Annotated in this window: 15 protein-coding genes; all 15 read right to left on the bottom strand. The window is 50.6% G+C overall.

Features of this window, described 5'->3' with window-relative positions; genetic code table 11:
- Positions 1-192: 192 nt before the first annotated feature.
- The 15 genes from ACM1ND_RS05410 to ACM1ND_RS05340 all read right to left on the bottom strand — a co-directional run bounded on the left by ACM1ND_RS05410 (position 193) and on the right by ACM1ND_RS05340 (position 19,862).
- Positions 193-3,486 carry a DUF5704 domain-containing protein gene (locus ACM1ND_RS05410; RefSeq protein WP_418027192.1) on the bottom strand — a complete coding sequence of 1,098 codons (3,294 nt, stop codon included), beginning with the start codon at positions 3,484-3,486 and terminating at the stop codon, positions 193-195.
- A 3-nt stretch (positions 3,487-3,489) separates the two neighbouring features.
- Positions 3,490-4,434, bottom strand: a complete 945-nt coding sequence (locus ACM1ND_RS05405; protein ID WP_076264460.1) for a copper amine oxidase N-terminal domain-containing protein — start codon at positions 4,432-4,434, stop codon at positions 3,490-3,492.
- Between the two features lie 438 nt (positions 4,435-4,872).
- Positions 4,873-7,173, bottom strand: coding sequence for a beta-L-arabinofuranosidase domain-containing protein (locus ACM1ND_RS05400; RefSeq protein ID WP_418028003.1), 2,301 nt, complete (start codon positions 7,171-7,173; stop codon positions 4,873-4,875).
- A gap of 86 nt (positions 7,174-7,259) precedes the next feature.
- Positions 7,260-8,483: an NAD(P)/FAD-dependent oxidoreductase gene (locus ACM1ND_RS05395; RefSeq protein WP_418027190.1), complete on the bottom strand. Its 1,224-nt coding sequence runs from the start codon at positions 8,481-8,483 to the stop codon at positions 7,260-7,262.
- Positions 8,480-8,815, bottom strand: a complete 336-nt coding sequence (locus tag ACM1ND_RS05390; protein WP_023987257.1) for a (2Fe-2S)-binding protein — start codon at positions 8,813-8,815, stop codon at positions 8,480-8,482. The genes ACM1ND_RS05395 and ACM1ND_RS05390 overlap by 4 nt, the downstream gene beginning before the upstream one ends.
- On the bottom strand, positions 8,812-9,126 hold the full coding sequence (locus ACM1ND_RS05385) for a (2Fe-2S)-binding protein (RefSeq protein ID WP_068938458.1): 315 nt from the start codon (positions 9,124-9,126) through the stop codon (positions 8,812-8,814). The genes ACM1ND_RS05390 and ACM1ND_RS05385 overlap by 4 nt, the downstream gene beginning before the upstream one ends.
- The gene (locus ACM1ND_RS05380; RefSeq protein WP_418027188.1) at positions 9,119-10,555 is read right to left on the bottom strand and encodes an aldehyde dehydrogenase family protein; all 1,437 of its coding nucleotides are present in this window, start codon (positions 10,553-10,555) and stop codon (positions 9,119-9,121) included. The genes ACM1ND_RS05385 and ACM1ND_RS05380 overlap by 8 nt, the downstream gene beginning before the upstream one ends.
- Before the next feature lie 15 nt (positions 10,556-10,570).
- Entirely contained in the window at positions 10,571-11,458 is an 888-nt protein-coding gene (locus tag ACM1ND_RS05375) for a dihydrodipicolinate synthase family protein (RefSeq protein ID WP_418027186.1), read from the bottom strand.
- 64 nt (positions 11,459-11,522) lie between these two features.
- Positions 11,523-12,524: a proline racemase family protein gene (locus ACM1ND_RS05370; protein WP_418027184.1), complete on the bottom strand. Its 1,002-nt coding sequence runs from the start codon at positions 12,522-12,524 to the stop codon at positions 11,523-11,525.
- Complete coding sequence (locus ACM1ND_RS05365) at positions 12,521-13,729, bottom strand: NAD(P)/FAD-dependent oxidoreductase (protein WP_418027182.1); 1,209 nt, start codon at positions 13,727-13,729, stop codon at positions 12,521-12,523. Before ACM1ND_RS05365 ends, ACM1ND_RS05370 begins: the two co-directional genes overlap by 4 nt.
- 46 nt (positions 13,730-13,775) lie before the next feature.
- Positions 13,776-15,299: an Ig domain-containing protein gene (locus ACM1ND_RS05360; RefSeq protein WP_068938456.1), complete on the bottom strand. Its 1,524-nt coding sequence runs from the start codon at positions 15,297-15,299 to the stop codon at positions 13,776-13,778.
- Between the two features lie 69 nt (positions 15,300-15,368).
- Complete coding sequence (locus ACM1ND_RS05355; RefSeq protein WP_418027180.1) at positions 15,369-16,478, bottom strand: M24 family metallopeptidase; 1,110 nt, start codon at positions 16,476-16,478, stop codon at positions 15,369-15,371.
- A 166-nt stretch (positions 16,479-16,644) separates the two neighbouring features.
- Complete coding sequence (locus tag ACM1ND_RS05350; protein WP_023987249.1) at positions 16,645-17,571, bottom strand: carbohydrate ABC transporter permease; 927 nt, start codon at positions 17,569-17,571, stop codon at positions 16,645-16,647.
- Entirely contained in the window at positions 17,568-18,473 is a 906-nt protein-coding gene (locus ACM1ND_RS05345; protein WP_023987248.1) for a carbohydrate ABC transporter permease, read from the bottom strand. The genes ACM1ND_RS05350 and ACM1ND_RS05345 overlap by 4 nt, the downstream gene beginning before the upstream one ends.
- Positions 18,474-18,506: 33 nt before the next feature.
- Complete coding sequence (locus ACM1ND_RS05340) at positions 18,507-19,862, bottom strand: ABC transporter substrate-binding protein (RefSeq protein WP_250267563.1); 1,356 nt, start codon at positions 19,860-19,862, stop codon at positions 18,507-18,509.
- Positions 19,863-19,893: the final 31 nt, after the last annotated feature.

Below are 19,893 nucleotides of genomic sequence, written 5' to 3'. Positions count from 1 at the left end.
ATCACTCCTTTAATTCAATCATTCCTTTGTTTAGCCGTTCCTTTGTTCTCCGTAAAAAAAGCCCAGATATATCGGTCTATTATAACGTATGAAAAACTTAGGCATAAAAAAACGGACAGTGGATTGTTCCATTGTCCGTTTTCGTATTTTTCGCGCTAGTTATGGATTAGGATTCGTCTTGATTACTGCAAGCTAGTGAGGGACAAATGAACTGAAATCGTCCCGACTGGACTGATCCGCATGATAAAATACTACATCCCCGTCCTGTAAATGAAAGATATGCCCGTACGGGTCTTTTATCTCTCGGCGGTAACCCTCCAGTTGCCACTGGTTCAATAGCGGACCATTTATATACTGTAAATGCGGATGCTCGGTGTCCCCCTGACGCAGTGACTCCACATTAAAGCGGACGACGATAAAGCCCGTTTTCTTGAATATATCTGTATGCTCGTTTAGCTCCTGACGGCGACTGACCTCGCGCAAATCCGTGCCTTTGGTGACTGCGTACACATCAGCAGGCAGGCTATATTCACCATACCAGCGCTGAATCGACGCATTAGCGCGATCGACGTTGACCCCATCTGGCAGGTCTGTCTTCGGACCAATCAAGGTACGCACAGCCGCAGGCAGTACCAGCCAGTCGTAACGTCCAATCCAGGTCTTGCTGCGTGCAATACGGTGGGCATACAGGGAAACATAACGTTCCAGTGTCAACTGGCTTTGCTGTGCTTCACTCAGCTCATGCTTGTATTGGTAGGCTGACGTGTCCTGCATTTCCTCCATCGGCACATTGCGTAGCCGTTCATTCAAAATAACATATCGCTTTTCACGGTCCTCCGCCGATCCCAAACGGATAAATTTTCGACTGCCGGAATGTGTATACAGATCCACCTCTTCCCGCTGTCGCCCATCTTTGCTCACCCAATAGAACGATGGCGTGATGCGAATACCGTCCTTGGCGCTAAACATATTGCCTTTGGTTTTGAGGTCAAACTTGAAATGATAGCCTGTCTTGACCGCCACATTTGCATAACCTTCATATGGGTGACTGCCGGGACGAACGGGCAAGGTGAACGGCTCCGGGTTCCCTCTAGGCAACCCGTCAATATTGCCAAGCCCCGTCCAATAGGACAGGCCACTATGCGTCGGGCTTCCTTTTCGCTGTCGAAATACCCGCTCCCAATGGTAATCAGCAATATCCGTGATATGAAAATCGTACATCCGTCCGATGACCTCAATATTCACCACATCATTGGCAACATGATGGGCGATATCCGTGTTGGCATGGCGCTGTTCGGTGAACCCGTCCGGTGCATTTTCGGCAATGGTACGGAACTCAACTGTATAGTTGCCTTCATCCACCCATACGGGCAAATAAAAGTCTGTGTCGAGCTGCTGCACCGGAATGTCGATCCAGGTACCCCGCGGATAAAATTGTGTCTTCCCTTTGTCGTAGACATCGAACGGAAATCGCACCTGCTTGGTTCGTACATATTTGGCATACTCCCGATCACCATAGCCAGGAATATTTAAATGTGGGCCTGCTGTCGAGATCGTTACCCGGAAAGGGCGCTCCAAGATAAGCGCGGATCGTCCTTTCGTAGGTTGGGTTTTCTGGTTATGAGCAGCATCGTCCGACACTTTAGACAGATTCACTACGGGAGTGTGGACAGTCACCGTATTAATTCCCTGTATCGGAAACGTTTTATCCGCACCTCCATTGATATTTCCTTTGAGAATAGCGTAAGTGATGTCACCGCTGCTGGGCGTATTGGACTTATTTATCTTATACTTATCAATCACATGATCCGGACTGTACAGCACATCCGGCCCAATTGCTCCGGAAGAGGGTATAACGCCTGGCCTAGGGCCATTCACCTTAACGCGCTCCGGATTCATAATGATCTTGTTTTCAAAGGTTAGAGTGTCGTTTTCCACTTCGATTTCCTTAACAGCCCCCTCTGCCTTGGATTTCAGTGCACTACGGTCATCAGGTACACTCGGCTTGCTGCTGCCACCGTTTTTGCTACGGCTACCGCCATCCACTGTCCCGGGTGCAGGGGGCGGATAAAAATTGCCCTGAGTCGCTGCAATATAGGAAGGGGGTGTATAGGATTGCGGACGCAAAGTGATTGTTTCATTAGGTAACGCATAATTTCGGAGCGTAGCCTCCTTAATGCCGTACACCTCCAAATTATCTATCGTCCAATATGAGTATGGACGGACGATTTGGTAAGTATAGGTTCGCTTCACGGTCTCACTCCGTCGAGATTTTTTCTTAGGCCGCCAGGTCAATCGATATTCCCGTTTTACGTTCACCGTATATGTACACTGGCCTGTCATGTTCACAAACTTATGTTGAAAAAGGTATCTCTTCGCTTGCACATGACCGTATAGGCTTTCAGATGTAGGAATACCTTTGGATACGTCAAATCGTTCCCGACCACGCTGGTCCGCTTTGATAACGGCAGATACTGTCGGGTCCAGTTCGGCAGTTTCCAAGCGCAGACCTGGAACGGGGCGGGAGCAGACAACACCTTTTGTTGGCTGTTCATTATCTTGGCAATCTGAGGGTGCTCCCTCTTGACTTTCTCCAGGCTTAGGACAGCCCTGAGCTTCTTTGTAATACAAATAAGCGGTAAACTGCTCAAAAGAACCGTCATAGGTAAATCCGGGTACAATTCCCGGCAAAATATCTCCGCTTGGCGGTTTACTGGTCGTGCTTTTCTTATAACCCACATACTCATATTTCGGTTTGGTTGGCGGGGTAAAATCATACAGTTGATCAGCTTTTAATTCATCTTCTATTGGTGTAAATACGTTGTTAAGCGATTTCCCATCAGTGGTAAAATGCTTGACGATTAGACTGCTCTCCAGTTCGATCTTGAACAGGATGGGCTGGTAGATACGCCAGGCTTCAACTTCTTTGGCACAGTTCGGGCAGCTCTCTTCCTTAATATCTTTGGCTATGACTTCCGCATTAAGCATCATGTTTACTGTAATCGGAATAATGGTGGAGTCCGTTCCAACCCCCTGTATTTGGTAGGAACGAATATCGTCCTTCACTGTGCCTTTACTTATGTAACGTACGTATTCTTCATAGCTATCAGAACGAGATTTCTCAAAATATTTGATATAGTCAGGGTTTAGTTTGTTGTTCTCATCATTAGGTTTATAAAGTGATGCTTCAACACTTTTTATTTTTCTACCCGGGAAACTAAATTTGTAAGTAAAAGTAGCCTCACCATGCATCCCTTTTCCAGGCTGTTTACCACCGTTTGTGACCCACGTCCCTGCGATATTCTTCCACATATCGAAATACATCATACCGACAAAGTAACGATTATTCTTGTCTGCATAGTAGGACAGCGGAGTAATTTCTGTATCGGCTGCCGCCTTATCGATAGGGAAAGAAAAAGGCGGGAGCTGCAACAAAAGCAGTACCCCCACCAGCAATACGGCCAGAATGCGTTCAGTTTTCCCCATTTCTTAATTACCTTTCCACGGGTTAACCATTATTGGGATGTAGTCTCTCGATGCAAGATCAAAACCAATGTACTCAATGTCTTGCAGCTTAAAAGTTTTATAATCCTTGTTGCCATAAAGGTTAGCGTCAGCATACGAATATATTTTGTAATAGAGCATCTTTGTACCGTCTCCATTGTCTTGCGTCAATTCATCTAGTGCAGGGCGAAGGCGCACATCCTTGTTTTTAGTCAAGTAAAAAAGGCTGCCTGCCGTAGATTTTGTTTTGGCCCGCACTTTCAGGTATGGAACTCCCTTTGGACTCGTATAAGGCTCGACTGAATAAATATCGCGCAACAACTTAATAGGCAAGTCGGACAGTTTAAAGATCACCACTTTGTCATACGGCTGACCAACAACATTGTTTAGAAGACCAGGCATTGTGCCGAACGCCTTTTTATACGGCTCGATACTTACCGCCTGATGCCCTGTATCCTCCAGCGCAGCAATTTCCTTCTTCCCAATCCAGACCCAGCGGCTAACTTTATCCCACTCCACCGTTTGCCCCAGGCCTTCACTTACCAACCGCAGCGGCACAAAAGTACGGTTTTGCTTCAAAATAATCTTCGTTTCATACGTTTTGGTCTGCCCATCCACGGTAGCGGTGTTTTGACCCACTGTCATGTTAACAGCATGGGCGTCGTTCTTAATCGACACAGCCAATTGACCGCCTGTTTTCTCCCAGCCTACCTTAGCCCCTAGCGCTTCGGATACAAAACGAATCGGAACCATCACATAATCGTTACTATCCTGAAAAGGTTTAGCATCTGGAAACTGTATTTTTTTCGCGTTTAACAAGACTTCAATCGGTTTGGTGCTGCTTGCTGCCTCCGTCGTTGGAATCGTACTTGTCGCCCCCCATAGCAACGTGACTGCGGTCAAACTCAACATCCATTTTTTCATACTCATCTCTCTATCCCCTTTGTCAGCTTAAACTTTAAACTATGTATATCATCTCTAATCTCATAAACTTATCGCATCCCCACTTTCGGAAAATACTGGATACAACTTATATATTATAGGGTTTCCCTATTACAAAATCTATAAGAAAAACTTCTAATACAAAGCATTCCAAACAAATAGACTCTATTGAGCAAGCCCTCCCCCTAAATCATAGAACTGACTCTTTAAAAAAGTTTATATTTCCGCAAAATATCAACAAAAAAGGGCTGCCTCTCTCCTATGAAGGAAGAAACAGCCCGTGTGCTTCACGCGCGACAAAACTATGAATGTATCAGCTCATACCACCATATGGATTATTCCAGCATCATCCAATATTTCTTACATCATAAATCATACCGGACTAAAAATCAAACGTTACTTTTCTCTCACGAAACATTTCAAAGATCATTCATGTATACCTGAACTTCCAGCTTGATAGCGTTGCTCATATACGTCCTTGTTAACCATCCTCAGCCCAAACAATCTGCGGATACGCTGTCCCGGCTTGGCCTTGAAGGTCACTGTCGCTTGATCCTTCCCCTCCAGATATGCAGCCGGAATAGCAGCATTAACGTTGTAAAACTTATCGGCCTCATCAAAGCCTTCACTAAAATGCTCAAGCGGATGACCGTTAATCAAAATATCAAAACCGCAGTTAGGCATTTCCAGCGTAGCTGTGTAGGTAATGACCAACAGCATCGGAGCAGACGGATCTGTATTCAGATCAAAAGAAAACCAGCCGTCAATTCCCGCATTCCGGTAAGGTCGGTTATTCACATATCCGGTGCGAGTCGAAGCATCTCCCTGGAAGTTATGATCTCGCTCCGGCTGCATTTCTCCGGGTTGGGCAAAATCAATCGTGCACTGCTCCAGAATCGCCAGCTTTTCGCGTGCCGCTGTATATTCCTGTTCCGCCTCCTGCCACGCTTCCTTGGTAAAAATGTCCCAGTATACGGAATACGTACGGTCATGCATTTTATACAGAGGAGATAATTCCACATCCCGGGGATGCCCTGCATTCAAGGTACGAAACGTATTGGTCTTGCCCTCCACGGGCTGAATCCAGGCATCCAGCTTTTCCGTTTGGGGGATGAATACTGGTGTGTACAGGAAATTCTTGGCTTTAGGATCTTCTAAGGGTCCAAGGTCGCCTGCCAGCACCAGCGGTCCATACATGACAGCTGCCCGATCCGGGTTATCCGGCATCTGCTCCAGTCTCAGCGACATCGGAATCGTCACCTCTACAACATCACCGTCAATCCACGTTCTGGCGATGGAGACAAAGCTGCCCGGTTCCGATACAACCGATTGCTCCTTGCCATTTACACGAATGGTAATTCCTTTTTCAGCCCAATATGGATAACGGATGAGTAGCATAAATGAGGCAGGTTGATCGCATTGAATCTCCAGCGTCGTATGATCCGTATCTGGATAGGAAGTATTTTGATTTAACGTAACACCTGTGTCCTTCCATTCCAGCGTGGAGGCAATGAACTGATTGACATATAGCTTATCGTGATCGTGAAAATAAATGCCGCTGCCGTAGCTCGCATGGTTTTCCATCCCTGTGCCGACACAGCACGTAAAATCATCAAATTTGCTTTCAAAATGCTTGTGCCCGCCCATGGCCAGCGACAGAAAATACGTTACGCCCCCGTGAACCGGGTCCTGCGAAGCCAAAATATGATTGAATAGACCTCGCTCATAAAAGTCCGCTTCCTTGGCGGAAGCATTCCATTGAAACAGATGATTGGTCAGCTTAAGCATGTTATAGGTATTGCACGTCTCCGTCGTATGAGGCCCGATGCGATCATTCAAGCCATCTGGCGCGCCAAAATATTCTCCAAAGCTATTCCCGCCAATGACATACGAATGATGATCCACCACCCGCTCCCAAAAAAACTCCACCGTTGCCCGGCGTTTCGTATCATTGGTCAGCTCATATTCCTTGGCAAGCCCGATCAGCTTCGGAATCTGTGTATTGGCGTGAATGCCCTGCAAACAGTCTTCCTGCGAGCTAAGCGGGTCCAGCACCAGCTTGTGCCAGAAGCATTCAGCCAGCCACAAGTAGCGCTCTTCCCCGGTATCCGCATACAAATCGGCCAATACCTCATTCATGCCTCCATATTCGCAAAACATCATCTGCTGGAGCTGCTCATCGCTCATCGGCTTCATAATTCCTTCGAGCCAGTCCGCCAGCTTGCGCTCTACAACTAATGCCTTATCACAGCCTGTCAAATGGTGCGCATCCCGCAGGCCAGCGAATAACTTGTGCAGTGTATACAAGGGTGCCCAGGCACCGTTCAGGTCAAAGCCCTTCGAGCGAATATTTCCAGCAGACACCTCTTCAAAAAGTTCCTTCCCCCCTGGAATACCGGATACATATCCGTCACCATGCGCCGCCTGACAAACGGCTAGTTCATCCGTAATGTAATGTGCAATTTCTTTAAAACGCTCATCGCCCGTTGAAGCATACATCATGGAGCAAGCGGACAAGTAATGTCCCAGTGTATGACCGGAAATAGTCATCGCTTCCCAGCCTTCATACTGAGGTGCTTTGGGCGTAAGTCCGGCATATTCCCGAAAACGCGCCAGCAGGCGGTCTGGTTGAAGCTCCAACAGATAAGATCGGTTCAGCTCCATCGCCTGTTTGAAGGGACCTTCAGCCAATACCACCTCATTCAGTGCGAACGGCCTTGCTTTCATATGGGCTTTTGCTTTAAGAGTCACTTTCCGTTCCTCCTTTAAGGCGAATTTGGGATAAAAAAATGCATATCAAACACAATGAGCCGTTACGCGCCGCTGCCAGAGGTTTGCCCCCACTGCTGGTACAGCTGCGTTCTCGCCTCTGTAATGCCGGGATGAAACTGAATCAGCGCATGCTTGCGTGCAAAATGGACCTCACAGATCGCCTCCTGCACCCGCTGTTCCCCGCCTGCTCCGCCGAGTCCAGCGGCATGGAGCATGGAAGCGGCGGCTAATCGACCTTGGGCCATCGCGACCAGCCCGCTTTCGATGCCGGTAATATTGCCGGCAACGTACAGCCCTTTGAGCGAGGTTTCCATTCGCTCACCATGCAGTGGAACATGCCCGCCTAGCTCAGGGCTGTACACGAACTTGCATCCGGCTACCGCCGCCAGCTCGGCGAGCGGGTACAAGCCGCCGCTCAGCGCCACGAAGTCGGCGGGTTCGACGCGCTCGCTGCCGGGAATAGGCGAGCCGTCCGGTTTAACGTGGACCAGGGTCACGGATTCGACCCGGTCCTGCCCGTTGACGGACAGCACTGCTGTCCGCAACCGGATCGGGATATCCCACAGACGGAAGCCTCTGTGGGGATAGCAGCACGCGATGAGTTTCTCCATCCGCATCGCAGCTGCGAGCCTGCCGCCTGCACGCATCCAGGCGGCAGGGGCCAGCCCCGACAGCTGAAGCAGCAGCTTCGCGGAGGCTGTCGGATCTGCCGCCGCACCAGCCAGCGGATTAGCGCACGGCAGTGTAATCGCCGCCACCTTCACTCCGGCGACGGACAACTCGCGGGCAATCGCCATCGACAATACGTTCATGCCCACTATGATGCCTCGCTCTCCTGGCTTAACGTAATGAACGTTGGTCATCACCTGCGCGGCCCCGATGGACATCACGCCCGGCAGCGTCCAGCCATCCAGCGGAACGGGAATTTCAGCAGCTCCAGTCGCCAGCAATACGTAATCCGCAGTGAACAATCCACAGGAAGTGGAAATTTCCCACGTCGTTGTATATTCCATACCATGTACGGAAACGCCGCAGCGAATGTCCACCCCAAGTTCCCTGCAACGGGTAATCAGCTCATCCGAAACGTGTTTTCCAACCCACCAGCCTTGACTGCCTTCCTCATGATATTGCCCGGGCATGCGTCCACCCGGCTCTGTAAACTCATCCAGTACCGTGACTGGCAATCCTTGCTCAGCAGCCGATACCGCTGCGGACAATCCGGCGGGACCCGCCCCAATGACGATGAGATGCGCCATTTTATTCATGTCACAATTCTCCCTGTGATTTCATTCGAAAGCTGCCGTCCGGTTTCCACCACCATACCTTCCTCCAGCTTGGTCAGGCAGGAACGGACGGTACCGAACGGATGAACCGTCAGGCGGCATTCGTTACAATGCCCAATGGCGCAGTATACACCTCTGGCCGTACCGGATTCCTCATGCCTTCTCAGCAAACGGACACCGCTGGCCAGCAGTGCTGCTGCCAATGGCTCTCCAGCCAATCCCTGCATAGGACGACCGTCAAAAATAAAAGATACCTGCCGCCGTTCCGGCTTTGGTCCCAAAATAGGGTGATTTACAATACGCATGCGGCTCATAAGGAACCTCCCTCTGCCAGCTGCCCGAACGTTACGGGACGTACGGGAGGCCTCTGTGACAACAGCTCCGCCTCCCGGCGGGCAGCAGGAACCTGATTGTAAAACCATGACTCCACCAATTGTCGGCATACCCTGCCCTGACATGCCCCCATCGTCACCCGCGTAGCCATTTTAAGCTGGCGCACGGTGTCCACGCCCATGCGGCAGGCCTGCTCCATCTGTGCGATACTCACTTCTTCACAGCGACATACGAGCAAATGACCTGATGCGCTCTCAACCGTCTCACTTCGTCCCGTCGCCCGCTTACTCATAGCTGATCGCGCAGGTTTTAATCGCTGAATAAAAATCCAGCGCCGCCTGGCCCTGTTCCCGGGTATGTGAACTGGATTGCTTCAGACCGCCGAACGGAGCCTGGTATTCGACACCAGCCGTCTCCTGATTAACCCGGACCATACCGGCGTTCGCCTCATCCAGAAACCGGTGAGCCAACCGCAAATCGCGGGTGAATAGAGAGGCACTTAATCCATAAATAGAATCATTGCACAGTCGAATCGCATCCTCGAAGTCGTCCGCCTGCATTACCCCCATCACAGGTCCAAAAATCTCCTCCTGAATCAATGGATGGGACGAATCAAGTCCAGTCGCCACCATCGGACGCACATAATATCCGTTATCCGTCCCGGCGGCGGCTCCACCTTCGACTAAAATATCGGCTTCCCGGCGGGCGAGTGATACATAGGACATGACCTTCTCATACTGACCTGCCGATGCCACAGGTCCAAGATACGCATTGGGGTCAAGCGCCGGAGCGATCTGTATTTTTTCCACCGCTTGGCGTAAGGCTTCCGTGAATGTCTCATAGACAGACTGTTCCACAATCACCCGACTGGTGGCCGTGCATTTTTGCCCGGCTGAACGGAAAGCTCCGCTAACAATCATCGCTACTGCTTGCGCCACATCCGCGTCCTTCAGCACCACAGCGGCATTTTTACCGCCCATCTCGGTCTGGTACTTGATATTACGGCGTGCGCACCGTCCCGCAATGCCCAAACCTGTAGCAGTAGAACCCGTGAAGCTGACCGCATCCAGTACCGGATGCTCCAGTAAGGCATCGCCAATACGGTTACCTTGCCCAATGACTAAGTTCAGCACGCCGGGCGGAAGCTGCACCGCCTCGAATAGCTCGGCGACCCGCACTGCAGTTAATGAAGCATGTTCGGCAGGCTTCCAGATGACCGTGTTTCCGCACAAGAGTGCAGGGGCGATTTTCCATAGCGGAATAGCTACCGGAAAATTCCACGGCGTAATGACTGCCGTTACACCCAGCGGAATGCGCTTCGTGTATTGGAGCACTCCCGGCTCATTCGAAGGAATGACTGTACCGATGGATCGTACGCCCTCTGCCGCGTAGTATCGGAGCAGATGGACACCTCGCATGACCTCTCCGCGCATCTCGGTAATCGGCTTGCCCATCTCACGGCTAGCCAGCTCAGCCAATTCAGGTAATGCTGCCTCTAGTAACCCGGCTGCTTTGAACAGATAAGCTCCCCGTGCTGCGGGACTTAACGCGGCCCAACCCGCCTGAGCCAGCCGTGCCGCATCCCCGGCCTGTGTAATATCGCCCGTTTCTGAAAAATGGACGACTCCGACCTCCTCCTTCAAGGACGAAGGATTGTGAACCACCATTTCCTCGCCTGAAGGGTTCAGCCACTCACCGCCGATCCAATTTCGGCTCTCCATCGTCTTCACCTCCATTCAGGATGAAACTTCGCTTGGACGAACCGCCACCTTAAATGCTTCCCGAATGCGGTCATAATCCGCCTGCGGCAGCGCAAGTCTGGGCGGACGTGTCGGACCGACCGGAAATCCAGCCAGCTCCATCATATATTTGATGGACTGTACCAATTGCGGGCTGGCATCATAATGGAAAAGCGGCAGCAGCCTGCGATACAATGCGGACGCTTCCGCCATGTTTCCCGCCTGCGCAAGACGGAACAACTCTACCCCTTCCTTGGGCAGCGCATTAGGTACCCCCGAAATCCAGCCTGTCGCGCCGAATAATGCCCCCTCCATCGCCAGATTATCTACTCCGACCATGACCTCCAGCTCTGTCTGATCCAAAATAGCGTGAATACGCCGTACATCACCCGAAAATTCCTTGACTGCTACGATATTTTCAATTCGCGACAAGTCCGCAAGAATATCTGGAGTCAAGTCAACCTTGTAATCATGGGGGTTGTTATACGCAATGATCGGCAAGCCCACCTCTGACAATGCTTCATAATGGGCCGTTACTTCGTGAGGCAGTGGATTGTAATTAATGGGCGGCAGTGCCATGACACCCGCTGCCCCGGCATCCTTCGCATGCTGAATCCAATGCACCGCCTGTTTGGTGGACGGAGCCGCCGAGCCGACAACAACCGGGACACGCCCTGCCGCAGCGTCAATTACGGTGTGCACAACCTGCGACCGTTCCTCCGGGGACAAAGCCGCATATTCTCCCAGCGATCCCGTAGGAACCAGTCCGCTAATGCCGCTTGCAATCAGATGCTCGCACAGCTCGGTCAGACGCTTATGGTCTACCTCCAGCTCTGCCGTGAACGGTGTAACCAAGGCCACATATACACCTTCAAAACGTGCCATATGCTTACCAACCCTTTCCCATCTTTATTTTCATACTTCAGCATTCGGGAATGATGCAAAATGCTCACATCAGCAAAAAACCTTCTTTAAGCGGGTCCTCGGGGTCCAACACAAATTGATGATGTCCCGTCACCCAAGCCGAGCCTGTAATTTGTGGAATGACTGCCGGATATGGACCTATCTGCGTCTCGCCCACGATTTCAGCCCGAAACATGGAACCTGTGATGCTTTCATGCACAAACGGCTCATTTAAGCCCAGTTTTCCCTTGGCGTGCAGCACCGCTACCTTGGCCGAGGTTCCTGTGCCACAAGGAGAACGATCGATACCTCCCGGTGGGATGACGACGACATTGCGGCAATCGGCCTGTGGAGCCACAGGCTCCCCGTAAAATTCAATATGCGTCAATCCTTGAATAACCGGATTTTCAGGATGTACTACCTCAACAACAGCATTCACTGCCTCCCGAATCTGCACTGCTGTTCGTACAATTCTTGCCCCATTGCTCTGCTCCAGTGCAAGACCGATGGAAGCCGCCTCTACAATGCCGTAAAAGTTGCCTCCATACGCAATATCCAGCGTGACTTGACCGATATCCTCTACCTGGACCTCAACCTCACGGCGGTACACAAAAGAAGGGATGTTTGTGAACGTTACTTGTCGCACCTTGCCCGCATCCACCTCCAGCCGCACTTGAACCGGGCCTGCCGGAGTGTCCAGTAATATCGATTTTTTATCCGCAGCAATCAGCCCGCCTTCCATCAGCGCCGTACATACTCCAATCGTATCGTGACCGCACATCGGTAAATAGCCGCCAGTCTCTATAAAGACCACACCGATATCTGCATCTGGATGACAAGGTTCTGTTAAAATGCAGCCCGACATCACCTCATGCCCTCGCGGCTCGAACATCAGCAAACGGCGAAAATCATCATGATGTGCTACCATATAAGTCATTTTTTCCAGCATCGTACGACCTACCAGCTTAGGCGCACCGTGAATGACCGTCCGCGTCGGATTGCCTCCCGTATGGGTATCAATGGTAGTAATTCTGCACGGTACACTCATCCGGTTACCTCCCCGTGAACCTCGTGGCTGGTAAAAGCCTCCCCAAATCGGTCATATCGCAGCGGTTCCACCGGAATACAAGTGGATTCACCCCGTACCATTTCAGTCACCAGCTTACCCGTCACCGCCGCAAGACTAATGCCGTCCCCCTCATGACCAGAAGCGATATACAGCCCCGGTACTTCGTCCACTGCCGATACAATTGGCAAATGATCAGGTGTCCATGGACGCAAGCCGGTATACGCCCGCATCAGCGGTATATTGGCTAAAGCAGGGAAAAAGCGAATGGCTCTGCGGGCGATTAAGCGAATCACTTGCTGATCGACACCTGTGTCCATACCGACAAACTGACGGCTGCTGCCGATCAGAATATTTTGGGATGCGGTTGGCTCGAACACCAGCGCTACACCGTATTTTTCATAAAGCTCATCCACACTCCGCTGACCGCCAAACTTGCTCATCAGATAGCCAAACTCCATTACCTTGCGGTTCCCAATGGAAGGCATTCGGGCAGACACCAGTATATGCCCTTTGCGCGGCATGATCGGAAGGTCCAAGCCGAGTGAATGACCGATGCTGCGTGTCCACACACCTGTCGCCAATACCACTGCACCTGCATGGATAACGCCATTGGGCGTCTCTACCCCGCGGACGTTCCCCCTTTCGTCCTGAAGGATGGACTGTATCGGCATGCGCGGTAATAACTTGGCCCCCATCCGACGCGCGGCCTCGGCCAGTGCATACGTCATCAACACCGGATTTACAGTGGAATCTGTCGCACACTCCAGCCCGCCCGGCAAATCTTTCGCTAAATGCGGCCATTCCTCTCGCAAATCCTGCTGATCCAGCATGCGAAATGGAAGTCCTTCCTGCTCTTGACGGGTTACCCATTGCTCAGCCGCTTGCATCTCCTGATCGTTTTCACAGACCAGAATACTGCCAGGCGCACGATACTCGAACTCATCCTCCAGTTCCCTAGCCAGCTCTGCCACCAGCTCCTGCGATACCAACGACATTCGACTGTCAAACCCGGGCTCTTTATCGATTGCCAATATATTTCCATCACAACGGGACGAAGTGCCTCCTGCAATCTCCCCTCGCTCAGCCAGCACGACCTTCATACCGGACTTAGCCGCATAATAAGCGATGGCTGTACCGATGATTCCGCCGCCTACAATGACCAGATCCGCGGCATCATGTTTCATTCGCTTCCCTCCCTTCGACCGTTTTAATCTGTTTGTGAGGTATTATTTACAGCTTGAGCGTAAAGCTTTGTTTCACAGGCTTGCTCAGCTCATCATAATCCCGTAACTGTACGGTGAACGTATACGTCTTGTTGCCTGCTCCGCTGCCTGCTGTTCCGCTAATCGTTCCTGTAAAGCGGTCCAGTGTGAACCCTGCGGGCAGTTGACCGCCTGTCACCGTCCAATCGTAAAACGGAACGCCTCCCTTGGCCTCCAGCTTGGCCGTGTACGTTTTACCTTTGACGGGTGCAGGCAATTCCTTCGTCATGATTTCTGGCGCGAGGAAAGGAGTCAGGTCCTTACGCAGCGGCCAGCCTGCTTTTTCTGCTACCAGCAGCGAAAGCTTCGTGTTCATCCAACGCCGGGTCGGAAACAGATGGCGCCAGCCTCCATTTTGACCGCTCAATCGGTCGACTTCTGCAAGCTCTCCGGAGAGATGATAGCTGTCGTCCAGCGCGGCTGGTCTGTGCTGATAAGCCATAATATCCGGGTCATTGCCCGCCGCTTCCTTCAGCGCTTTGACACCCGGGAATGTGTCGCTGAATACAATCGCATGACCGAATTCATGCATGATCAGCCCATGCACATCCGTCACTTTGGACAGATCGGATTGATACCATTCTTCATCGTCCACGGATGTAAATGGAATCGCATCATCATAGAAATCCAGAATCAAACTATAGGAACGGTTCAGGTTCCCCGGGACGGTCACACCGTTACGTGTATGATAATTGCCGTTCGTGGCTGGAAAGCCCGTAGAATAGGGTCCGTTCAGCCCTCTCATAAACACCCACATGCCTTTGTAGGGCTTATCATTTGTCACCTGTATTTCATTTTGCCAGTCGTCTCCTGGCAGATGGTTTACCTCAGCGTTGGCAGGAACCTCATCGAAAGGAGCCAGATCAAAGAAATAGAACCAGTCCTTTACCGCCAGCTCTGCGGCTTTTTTGGTAGCCGCATCATTGAAATAAGGCTTGATCGTATCGAAGCGGTAATCAAAATGGAGAGGGACTGTGGGCTCTTCATTATCGTCCTGATCCAACACGCGAATCGGAATGGACTGAGTAGTCGTGTGACCATCATTTCCGGCAACGGACATAGACAGCGTATAGTTCTCTATTTCACCGTTTCCTCCAATCCGGTCAGGATGGATGGCTAACCGAAAATCTTTTTCCTCCTGTGCATTGGCAAAAGTCAGCGTTTTGCTTGCACCTTGCGCCGACAAAGTACTTGGCAGATCCATCATCAGCCGGGACGTGCCCTGCGCATTTAACGTAACCGTTAACGGAAAAGCGGCATCCGCTGGCGGCTTCACTTTTAGCTTCACATACGGGTTCGCCAGATATCCTTGCCAATCAACCAGATCTATACCATAATCGTTCACCGTCCGACTAAAGATGTCGATGACTTTTACATCCGACTCTGCCTCGGCATAAGCCTGTTGACCCGGAATAGCTGGTGTCAAAGCCACAATGAGAGAAGCCGCCAGTGCAGTCAGCCATATTTTGGTGTGCCTTTTATGCGTGTTCATTTGATCCCCTCCATCTCATTTTTGAATGACTTGCAAACTATGGACAGTTACCTATAACGCCACTGCGTTTTATAATAAAAGCAGTTCCTTAGGCGAAGAGGTCAGTACCTTGACACCGTCATCTGTGATCAGCACATCGTCCTCAATGCGAACCCCGCCGAAGCCTGGGATATAAATTCCCGGTTCCACGGTAATGACGTGACCCGGTACGAGCACCGACTTGCTTTCGCGGGACAGCCGTACCTGCTCGTGAATTTCCAGACCAAAACCGTGGCCCAGCCCGTGACCGAACTGCTCCCCATAGCCGTAAGAAGCAATCACATCCCGCCCCAGACTGTCTCCCTCCCGACCGCTTAAGCCGGGACGAAGTCCTGCAATCGTCTTCATATTTGCTTCCAGCACAATGGCATACAATTTCTCATGTCGTTCTGAAGGCTGGCCTACGAATACGGTACGCGTGATATCGGATAGATAACCACGCACATTTGCGCCAAAATCCATTGTGACAAACTCGTTCTGACCAATTTCCTTGTCACTGGCCAGTCCGTGCGGCAGCGCCGAACGCTCACCTGAAGCGACAATGAACGCAAAACCGCCTGATTCCGCGCCTCCGAGCCGAAGCTGATATTCCAGTTCCGCCGCAATCCGCCGCTCTGTAACTCCAGGCTGAATATAATTCAGCACCTCCGTGAAGGCGGCATCGGTAATACGAGCAGCTTCGCTAATGGTGTGAATCTCTTCTTCGTCTTTCACATCGCGCAGCCGTTCAATGACATCCTCCGTTTGCACGTACTCCAACGAGCCCAGCACGGCTTGAAGCTGTCCCGACTGTTGAAGTGAAACATGCCTGCTCTCCAAACCCAGTCTGTGGACACCCAATTTACTTGTGAGATCGGCCACGGTTTGGAAGATTTGCGCCTCATGCCGAATCACTGAATATTCCACTGCCTGATCTGTTGCCTGCATCATATAGCGGAAATCCGTCACTAAAAAAGCCTCTTCCTGCGTAACAAGTGCAATTCCAGCCGAGCCTGTAAATCCGGTCATATATCTTCGATTAGGCCCATGTGTAATAAGCAGTGCATCTATCCCTAGAGCCGGGAATTCCGAGCGTAACCGGGCCAGTCTGCCTGGAACACCCTGTAACGGTTTTGTCTTTTGACTCTCTTCCTCTTTCACTCGTACGCCTCCTTATTCCACATCTCTTTTCAGGGCATATGCCTTAGAACATACTCTCCACTTGCTTTTGAACACATGTATGCTCTTCTCGCTGCCGCTTTCCCGTAAGTCCTGCACCCAATTCTCCGTCTCTTTTTCAAGCATACCAGCGCGTCTCAGCTTCCTTTTAGCCTTTTATCCCTGTCAATGTGATGCCTTCGATAAAATAGCGCTGTCCGATAAAAAATATCAGGACGATGGGAGCCAAAATTGTGCTGGAAGCCGCCATCAGGTAAGGCCAGTTGGTATTGTTCAATCCCCGAAAAGTGGCTAGCCCCAGCGCTAGCGTAAAATGCTTTTCGTCACTTAAGTAAATAATCGGGCCCAAAAAATCATTCCACACATCAATAAATGTAAATATTCCGATCACGATCAATGCAGGCGAAGATAAAGGAATAATGACGCGCCATAGTACAGTCAGAGGCGTACCTCCGTCCATATAAGCCGCTTCGTCCAAATCGCGTGGAATCGTCAGCATGAATTGTCGCATCAAAAAGATGTTAAACGCCCCTCCACCGAACCATGCAGGAACAATCAGCGGCAGAAATGTATTCAGACCGCCCAGCTCACGCCACATCACGAAAGTGGGAATTAGCGTCACCGCGTAAGGCAGCATCATCGACCCGATCAGCAGAGAAAAGATCAGATTACGTCCAGGCCAGCGTAGGCGGGCAAAAGTAAACGCCGATACAATCGAGGTCAACATCACTCCTGCCAGCACACATACCTCAATGATGAACGTATTCATAAAATACCTGCCGAACGGTACTGAAGTCAGCGCTTCCGGGTAATTGCTCCATTGAAAAGGAGAGGGTATCCACTCTGGCGGGAACACGAAAATTTGGGATGTCCCCATCAGAGAGCTACGAATGAGCCATACAAATGGCAACAGCATTAAAACACTACCTATCATTAAAACGATATACAGTACAACACGGCTGATTGGGAATGGTTTGGAACGGGTGGCGGTAGCAGGACTTCGGGAGCGTTCAGGCTGTGGAAGCGGATGTTGTGGTGTTTCTGAAGGATTGACAGAAGAAGTGACCTGATTCATGAACGTTCCCCTCCTTCATAGTGGACCCACTTTTTGGATGTGGAGAAAATCAGAACCGTTAGGACCAAGATGACGAAAAATAAGATCCAGGCCAGCGCTGAGGCGTAGCCGATTTTAGTCTCCGTAAAGGCCGTACGCCACAAGTAGAACACATAGAACAGGGTTGAATTGTTAGGTCCCCCGTTGGTCATAACATACGCCTGATTGAATGCCTGAAAGGTGCTGATTAAAGACATGACCAGATTGAAGAAAATAGTTGGTGTCATCGAAGGAATGGTAATGTGAAAAAATTTGTGCCACCTATTGCCGCCGTCTACCTCAGCTGCTTCATACAGATGGGTGGGAACCGACTGAAGTCCCGCCAAAAAGATAATGACCGTGTTCCCGATTCCCCAGGTGCTCATCATGATCAGCGAGGGTATTGCAGTGCTCTCGTCATAAATCCATTTGCTCCCCGGCAGTCCAACGCTCTCCAGCAGCGAATTTAACAGACCAAAATCCGGGTTGAACATCCACAGCCACAGCATCGTGTTGGCAATACTCGGTACAATGGTAGGTAAATAATAAATCGTACGGAACACCGACAAACCCTTCACCTTTTGATTTAATAACAGCGCAATGATAAAAGCTGCCGCCAAGCCTAGAGGTACGCTACCCAGTGCATAATATGTGGTCACGAACATGGATTGGGAAAAGGTAGCATCCTCGGTCAAAATGGTTCGGTAATTGTCCAATCCGATAAAGGTCATCTGTCCGCCAATCGTCCAATCGGTTAAGCTGAATACGAACGAGGCCGCAATCGGTCCAATTGTAAATATCATTAATCCGAGGATGGCAGGAAGCGCGAATAGCAGACCCCAGTTTCGCTCCATGCGCATCATTCCTGATTTTGGTCGCTTCATGGGCTGTTCTCCTTTCGCAGCTGTCCCGCCGCATTATTCATCCGGGTATACTCCTTGAAGCAATGGCTGAATGATAGGTTCCAGTTCATCCAGCGCCTGCTGCGGCGTCTTCTTGTTCGTCCAAATCAGATCCAGCCCTGGGGTCAGCTTGGAACCGATATCAGGCCAGTTGCGAAGGGTCGAAGTTGACGGCTTGATCGCATAATCTCTGGCATACTCAATGCCAGCCTTTTGAAATTCCGGTGGATGTGCGGCATTATTTGTCCATGACTGGATGGCCTGCTCATCGGTATAATATTTTTCCTCGATAGGCATCCAAAGACCAGACTTGAACAGATCCACCTTTTCGGGATTGTTATGGTACAAATAAAATTCGAGCGCTTCCTTCGGGTGCTTGGTGCTCTGGAAAATGACCGTGGCTCCCGCAACAATCATCGTTTTGGGTTCTTTTAGCTTCGGCAGAACGCCGATACTCCATTGCAGCTGCTTGTTGTTCGAAAAATCGAGCAAGGACCATGTCCCGTCTACCACCATTGCGACCTTTCTTGTCTGAAGCCGAATCGTATTGGACGGCATGTCCTGCTGCTGGATCAAATCAGGAGAAACATGCTCCTTGAAAACCAGATCCTGCAACTTCTGAAAAACCTCCACCGACTCAGGACTGTTCAGGGTGTACTTCTTGCCCGTTTTGTCAGTCAAACCTCCACCGTTGCTCGCTAAAAGGGGCCCCCAGGAGCTGCGGTCATTGCCGAAGGCAAAGCCGTATTGCACAATATTTTTCGGATCAAATCCACTGTCTCCCGGATGCTTGCCGTTCTGATCCTTGGTCAGCTTTTTGGCAATTTCCAGAAATTCATCCCATGTCCACGCTTTTTGAGGATCAGCCGGAGGGACGGGTACCCCTGCTTCTGTAAACAACTCCTTGTTGTAAAATAACTGCATCACTTCCAATGCGGTGTAATTTCCGATAGACTTGCCAGGTTCGCTGTAGAGATAGGAGGATTTGAGCTTGTTTTTTAATTCGGGATATTCGTCATAATAAGAGGATAAATCCAGGAGTCTGCCTTCACTTGCCCATTTCATCGTGAGGGAATCGCCCAAGTAGGCGATATCAGGAAGCTGATTGGCAGCCATTAACGTGTTAATTTTCGTCGTGTAGTCACCAGGGACATGCTCGCCCTTCACCCGGATGTTCGGGTGGGATGCATTAAAGCTTTGAATCATTTTTTCCATCGCCTGCTTCTCGTCATTGCTTCCCCAGTACATGAACTTGAGTTCGACCGCATTGGGATTAGCCGGTTCGCCAGCGTTACCACTGCAAGCCGTCAGCCCTGTCAACATCGCCGTCATCACGAGAGCCATCCATGTCCGTAACCTTCGTTTCAGCAAATCAACCGGCCCCTTCCTGAACTGGTTTCTC

Origin of the sequence: Paenibacillus sp. JJ1722, assembly GCF_048282685.1 — a bacterium.
GTDB lineage: Bacteria > Bacillota > Bacilli > Paenibacillales > Paenibacillaceae > Paenibacillus > Paenibacillus polymyxa_B.
Note: the sequence above shows the minus strand (reverse complement) of the source record. Positions and strands in the feature narration are given on the sequence as shown.